The following is a 236-nucleotide window of genomic DNA, read 5'->3' on the forward strand; positions in this document are numbered from 1 at the left end:
TGCGCTGGGTCAGCGCCGACTTCATCGAATCGATGACCGGGCCGGACTGCTGGATGTCGCGCGACACATTGAGCGACAGGTCGTTGGAATCGACCACGCCCTTGATGATACGCAGGTACAGCGGCAGGAACTGCTCGGCCTGGTCCATCACGAACACGCGCGGCACGTACAGCTTCAGGCCCTTGGGCGCGTCGCGGTGGTACAGGTCGAACGGCGCGTGGCCGGGCACGTACAGC

The 236-nt window shown here is 64.8% G+C and carries 1 pseudogene; it reads right to left on the minus strand.

The annotated features are described in order from the left end of the window. Nucleotides 1-236 (minus strand): annotated as a pseudogene (locus ACQG3P_RS23645) (molecular chaperone HtpG); the annotation flags it as partial.

Source organism: Stenotrophomonas sp. SrG (assembly GCF_050031795.1).
GTDB classification, from domain to species: Bacteria; Pseudomonadota; Gammaproteobacteria; order Xanthomonadales; family Xanthomonadaceae; genus Stenotrophomonas; species Stenotrophomonas rhizophila_A.